Here is a 6254-nt window from a genome sequence, read left to right as displayed (position 1 = left end):
CCCCAGCATGTAGGCCGCCTGCGCGAAACACGCCACCGACAGCCAGCCGAACAGCGAGGCGCTTTCGCGCCAGGGCTCGCCGAACACCCTCACCACCAGGGGTTCGGCCACCAGCGTGGCGACGGTGTACACAGGCGCCAGCAGCAGCAGCGTCCAGCCCAGCATGCGGGTGTAGCTGTGTGCGAGCCAGGCCGCGTCGTGCTGGCGCTGTGCGAAGAGGCTGGCACCCACGCGGCTGAGCGACGAGGCGACCACCAGGTAGGCAGCGCCCAGCACGCGCTTGCTCAGGTTGTACAGACCGGTGGCGTGCGGCCCGAGCAGCACGCTCAGGAGCGCCGCATCGCCGTTGCTGTTGGTGTAGCTGATGAGCGCGCTCAGGCCGACGCGGCGCATCTCGGGCACCGACTCGCGGATCAGCGGGGTCGACCACACCCAGCGCGGCCGCCACACGCGCCATTCGGCCGCCAGCGCGATGGCCAATGCCACGATGCCCATCACCAGTTGCTGCGCCACCAGCGCCATGGCGCCCGCGCCCTGCCAGGCGAGCAGCAGGGCGACCACGCCGCCCGCCGTCACCGAACACAGCGAGCGGATCGCGAGCAGCCGGAAGTTGCCCTCGCGCATCAGCCGCACCTCGTGCGCACGCGCCAGGCCGAACAGCAGCGCCGACAGGCTCATGCCCAGCAGCACCGGCACCAGGCCCTCGGCCGCGAAGAAGTGCGCCAGGGGCCACGACAGCAGCGCCATCAGGCAGGCCGCCGCCGCCGCGGTGACGGTGCACAGCGTGAACAGCCAGTTGAACAGCCACGCGTCGGCCTCACGCGCACGCAGCACCGGCATGGCGATGGCGTCGAGCAGCGAGACGCGCACGAAGAGCACCATCAGGTGCGCAATGGCCAGCAGCCCGAACTCGTGCGGCGTGAGCCAGCGTGCGAGCAGCGCGAACATCACGAACGACAGCAGCTGCTGGACCATGTTGTCGCACACCGACCAGACCGACTTGGCGGCCCAGCCGTTGGCAGCGCGGCGCGCCAACGCGTCACGCAACCGCTGCAGGGCTGTGCCCATCAGGCGGGCCCGCGGCGGCAGATGCGGAAGAAGCGCACCGCATCGACGGTGTAGCGTTTCCACAGCCGCCCCGGCTCATGCGCCAGGCGGAACAACCACTCCAGGCGCAGCCGGCGCACCCACATGGGCGCGCGCGTGGCACGCTGGGCCAGAAAGTCGAACAGCGCACCCACGCCCACGTAGAGCGCGGGCGGCAGGTCTTTCGCGTGGTCGAGGATCCAGCGCTCCTGCAGCGGGTTGCCCAGGGCCACCAGCACCACGTCGGGCCGGGCGCGGCGGATGCTCGCGCACAGCGCCGTGTCGTCCACGTCGTAGCCCGAGCACGCGCCGACCACCTGCTGGCCGAAGCGCCGCTCCACGGCCTGCGAGGCCTCCTGCACCACCTCGGGCCGCGCGCCGAACAGGAACACGCGCAGCGGCAGCGGGCTGCCACGCAGCAGGCGCGGGATGAAGTCGGTGCCGTTCAGGTTCTCCTGGAAGCGCTGGCCGTGCACCATGCGTGCCGCCAGGTCCATGCCCACGCCGTCGTTGACGAGCGTGATGCCGGGGTCGTTGAAGCGTGCGGCGAAGTCCTTGCACGTCACCACGAAGTTGGTGTTGGCGAAGAAGAGCTCGGTGTGGCGGCCGAGCGCGAGCCGCCGGTAGAGCTGGCCCATCAGGTCTTGCGCGCCGAAGGACTTGACGCGAAACGGGCCGATCTTCAAGGTCTGGGTCAAGCTGCTCATGGCAGTCCTCCGGCATTGGTGTTGGTGTTGGTGTGGGTGTGGGCATGGGTGGGGGTGGACGAATGCCAGCCCTGCATGCGGGCGAGCAGGCTGCGCCACTTGAAGCGGGCCTGCGCCGTGCGGCCGCGGCCCAGCGCCAGCAGCGAGCCGCCCACGGTGCGCAGGCACACCCACGGGAAGTACCAGGCCGGGAAGCCCGCGCGGCGGATCACGCGGCCGAAGCCGGCCTCGTAGCGGCGCTGGCGCTCGATGGCTGCGGGGCCGAAGTCGGCGGTCTTCACCGGGTGGTGCAGCACCAGGTTGCGGTCGAACTCGATGGCGCCGCCGGCCTGCAGGCCGCGCAGCAGGAAGTCGGTTTCCTCGCCGGCGCCCCAGGGGGTGCCGGCACCCACGCCCAGGTCTTCGTCGAAGCCGCCGATGCGGTCGACCAGATCGCGGCGCAGGAAGATGCTGAACGAGATGGCCCCGTGCCACACGTTGAAGCGCGTGAGCGGCTGCGAGCGCGCAAGCCAGCGCCCTTCGGAGCGCCCGGTGCCGTCGACGAAGCGGCCGGTGAGGCCATCGAGTGCCGGCTGCGCCTGCAGGCGGCCCGCCACGTACGACAGCAGGCCGTCGGGGTACCAGCAGTCGTCGTCGGGGAAGGCGATCACGTCGCCGCTGGCATAGCGCAGGCCGACGTTGCGCGCGCGCGAAAGCCCAGGCGCGCTGCGGTAGCGCATCACGCGGAAGTGCTGGCGGTACTGCGCCACCAGCGGGGCGAGCCGTTCGTCTGGGTTCTGGTCAACGATGAGCAGCTCGAAGTCGCGGTGGTCCTGGCGTTGCAGCGAGGCGAGGAAGTCGCCCACCTCGGTGGTGCGGCCGAGCGTGCCCATGATGAGAGAGAACTTCATGCGCGCGCCTCCCGCCGCCGACCGAAGCTGACCGGCTCGAAGTTCACGAAGGGCAGGTGGCTCAGCCAGGCGTCGTAGACGGCGCCGATCTTTCCGTACGAGTTCTCGAGGTAGGTCACGTCGCAGCCCATCAGCGCCCCGGCCACGCCGGCATGCAGGCGGTTGGTGCGCACGCTGCTCAGGCGCGCGAAGAAGGCGAGGAAGTCGCGCGAGACCAGGTCCGACTCCTCGCGCAGGCGCAGCTTGGAGCCGTAGAGGTGGGAGATGTCGGACCAGGCGTCGCCGCGCTGCGAGGCGGTGGCCTCCAGGTCGACCCGCATGATGTTGATGTGCCCGCCCAGTGGCGGCGCACGGCGGCTCAGCGCCCAGCGCCAGCGCAGGTAGGGCAGCAGCCGGTCGTGGTGGGCGAGGCGCGCCCAGGTGCGCGGTGCGCGCTGCCCGCCGTATTGTTCGCAGCGCTTGAAGAGCCGCGCCACGTCCACGTACAAGGCCATGTCGGGCGCGAACAGCAGGTGGGCGCGCGTGCCGCTGGCCTGGGCCCGCAGCATCGACGAGGTGTCGCGGCAGACCAGGGTAAAGCGCTCGTCCAGGCGCGCCAGCACGTCGTCATGGCCGCGGATGGTCTGCGGCATCACCAGCGCCGACGCCACGTTCACCGCCAGGCAGCGCTCCAGGAAGGCGCGGCAGCCCGAGTACTCGGGCACCAGGTTGCCGCCGCCGCCGAAGATGGCCGCGTCTCCCGCGCGCAGGCCGCGCAGCGTGCCGTATTCGGGGTGCAGCTCGATGTCGTCGAAGAACTGCCAGCTTCCGGCGCCGATCAGCGCATCGCCCGCGTTGCCTTCGTTGGGCAGGTACTTGAGGCGCCCGCCGTGGCGGGTGAACAGGGCGCGCAAGGCATCGCACAAGCAATCCCAGGCGCTGCTGTCGTCGACGAGCGCGGGCAGGTTGTTGCTGCAGAGGTGACTCATGGTGTGGGGCTCCGGTCGGTGGCGAGGTCGCGGGCAAGCGTGGGGGCGACGGAACGCGGCCGCAGCCAGGCCGTGAGCCGGCGCTTGCAGGCCGCACACGCCGGGTGCTCCACCCCCACGCTGAAGGCGGCAGTGGCGAGCAGCACGCCACTCACACCGATCAGCGCAGAGAGGGCCGAGCCGCGCGGCAGGCCGGCCTCGCCCAGCAGGTAGAGCACGGGCACGTGCAGCAGGTAGAGCGAGAAGCTCCAGTCGCCCAGCCACTGCAGCGGCCGTGCGGCAAGCGCCGCTTCGATGGCGGTGCGGTCGTGCGAGAAGGCATAGACCGCGAGGCCGCACACCAGCGCGGGGGCGAGGTCGAGCCAGTAGTCGGCACGCAGGTTGATGGCGCCGACCATGAACAGCAGCAGGCTCGCCAGCATGGCCGCCTGCAGCAGTGTCAGCGCGAGCGTGCTCACCGGCGCGGCGCGCAGGAGGCGCGGGTGCAACCAGCCGACCATCGCACCCATCAGGAAGTACTGCAGCTTGGAGCTGACGAAGGTGCCCGGCACCGCGTCGCGCAGGCAGATGGCGATGACCGCCAACCCGAGGACCGCGATCAGGGCCCCTGCCCCGCGGCCGGTTTGCGCCCGCTGCACCGCCCACCACAGCGCGATGAAGAGCGCATAGAACTGCACCTCGGGCGGGATGCTCCACAGCACGCTCACGTTGCCCGAGAAGAAAAGGTGGCGCAGCAGGTTGTGGCGGTCAATGGCGTACGGGAAACCGGGGTCCACGAGCGTGTAGATGGCGAAGGACAGCAGCACCACGATGAGGTATGGCGGCGCGATGCGCGAGAAGCGGGCCACCGCGTAGCCGGCCACCTGCCGTGCACCGGCGGGCTGGCCGAGGTAGAGCAGCCCCATTAGGAAGCCGCTCAGCGTGAAGAACAGCATCACGCCGAAGTGGCCCTCGCGGTCCGGCCCGAAGCCGTAGCCGGTGAAGGCGGCCAGGTGCGAGAACACGACCAGCAAGGCCGCCAACCCGCGGAGCGCGTTCAATGCTTTGATGACGTCCCCTCGCCCGATGGGTACATCGTGCGATCCCCCAAGGGGATGCGGGCCGGCTTGGGAGCGGCCCGGCGCTCGGCCCGCGCGCGATGTAGCGTTTCTCATGGCGTGCGCCACTCCTCTTTCAACACGGCCATCTGCGCGCGCGGCGGCTGCCCCGCGATGGGGTGGATGCCGAAGGGGTAGCTCGGCCCCCACCACGCGCCGGCGGCCCAGTAGGTCCAGCCGATCCAGGGCGCGTTGCGTGCGCCTTCGAGCTGGGCCTTCAGCGTGTCCAGGCATTCGGGCGTGGGTGCCACGCCGAACTCGCCGAGGAAAAGCCGCTGCCTGCTGGCCGCGGCCCAGTCCCCCACCTTCTTCAGGATGGCGGCCATGCGCTCCGGCGCGATGCACTCCTTGCCGGTGCCCGAGGCGTTGCGGTCGGCGTACTGGTGCACCTCGAGCGCACTGCGGCGCAACGGGTCGTCGAGCACCGCGAAGGCATCGGCGTTGGACATGCCGTTGACCTTGGCCTGCCAGTCGTGCGCGCCGCTCCAGCCCGCGCCCGACACCAGCACCAGGTGCCCGGAGCCCGCGCCACGCAAGGCGGTGAGCGTCTCCTGCGCCGCACGCACCCAGGCGCCGCGTGCGGTCCGGGCGGGCTCGTTCATCAGGCCGAAAGCCACGTGCTCCGGGTCGGGGAAGGCCTCACGCAGGCGCAGCCACACGTCGGTGAAGGCCGGCAGCGGCACCTCGGGCGTGCCGAGGGGCTTGCCCCCGTACAGGCCGAAGTTGTGCATGTCGAGGATCACGCACAGGCCGAGCTCACGGCCGGCATCGACGACCTTGCGGATCTGGCCGAGCTCGCCCGCGTCCAGCTCGGCGCCCGGCGTGCGCTGCACGCGTTCCCAGCGGAACGGCAGGCGGATGGTGTTGGCGCGCTGCTCGGCGAAGTACTGCAGGTCCTTGGCCGAGGGGTAGGTGTAGTCCTTGAACAGCGTGCCCGGCATGCGCGCGGGGTTGAACTCGCCGCCGGCAATGTTCACCCCGCGCAGCGGCTTGTCGCCCAGGCAGGGGCCGGGGGCCGCGTGGGCGAGGCATACGCTCCACCCCAGCAAGGCGGCGACCAGCAGCCTGATCATGCCGCCACCTTCTCGGCGGGGCGGGCCGGGTGCAGCGCGCGCTCGTACTCTTCCACGTACGCCCCCACCACCTCGCGCCAGCTGTAGGGCTGCGCCGCTCGCTGTGCCTGTGCGCGCACCGCGGCATGGCGGAACTGCAGCGCGTGGTGGCGCTGCATGACGAGCGTGGCCGCTTCGAGCGCTGCTTCCGGCACGATCAGCGGCACGCCGCTCTCGGCGGCGAGACGCTCGAAGGGCGGGATCGCGCTCAGCACCGGCACCAGGCCGGCGCTCATGGCCTCGATGGCGGCCAGGCCGAAGCCTTCGTGGCGCGACAGGCACACCGAGTAGCTGGCCTCGCCCATGGCGGCACGGATGGCGGCGTTGTCTGGGTTGGGCAGCAGCGTGACGGCAGCCGCCACGCCCTTCTCCTGCGCCAGCAGCGCGAGCGCAT

7 protein-coding genes are annotated in these 6254 nt (G+C 71.1%); all 7 read right to left on the bottom strand.

Annotated elements, in window-relative coordinates:
• The coding region (locus VFL64_RS02550; protein ID WP_489538815.1) for an oligosaccharide flippase family protein at positions 1-1068 on the bottom strand (1068 nt) is incomplete at its 3' end.
• Entirely contained in the window at positions 1068-1793 is a 726-nt protein-coding gene (locus VFL64_RS02545) for a WecB/TagA/CpsF family glycosyltransferase (protein ID WP_489538814.1), read from the bottom strand. The genes VFL64_RS02545 and VFL64_RS02550, both read right to left, overlap by 1 nt.
• The gene (locus VFL64_RS02540) at positions 1790-2683 is read right to left on the bottom strand and encodes a glycosyltransferase family 2 protein (protein WP_489538813.1); all 894 of its coding nucleotides are present in this window, start codon (positions 2681-2683) and stop codon (positions 1790-1792) included. The genes VFL64_RS02545 and VFL64_RS02540 overlap by 4 nt, the downstream gene beginning before the upstream one ends.
• Entirely contained in the window at positions 2680-3651 is a 972-nt protein-coding gene (locus VFL64_RS02535) for a polysaccharide pyruvyl transferase family protein (RefSeq protein WP_489538812.1), read from the bottom strand. Before VFL64_RS02535 ends, VFL64_RS02540 begins: the two co-directional genes overlap by 4 nt.
• Entirely contained in the window at positions 3648-4691 is a 1044-nt protein-coding gene (locus tag VFL64_RS02530) for an acyltransferase family protein (protein ID WP_489538811.1), read from the bottom strand. The genes VFL64_RS02535 and VFL64_RS02530 overlap by 4 nt, the downstream gene beginning before the upstream one ends.
• A gap of 110 nt (positions 4692-4801) precedes the next feature.
• Positions 4802-5821: a glycoside hydrolase family 5 protein gene (locus VFL64_RS02525; protein WP_489538810.1), complete on the bottom strand. Its 1020-nt coding sequence runs from the start codon at positions 5819-5821 to the stop codon at positions 4802-4804.
• Positions 5818-6254 (bottom strand): glycosyltransferase (locus VFL64_RS02520; protein WP_489538809.1); only part of this gene is annotated, 437 nt, incomplete at its 5' end. The genes VFL64_RS02520 and VFL64_RS02525, both read right to left, overlap by 4 nt.

The sequence above is a fragment of the Rhizobacter sp. genome (assembly GCF_035702065.1).
Taxonomy (GTDB): Bacteria; Pseudomonadota; Gammaproteobacteria; order Burkholderiales; family Burkholderiaceae_C; genus Rhizobacter.
This window is presented reverse-complemented; position numbering and strand designations above follow the sequence as displayed.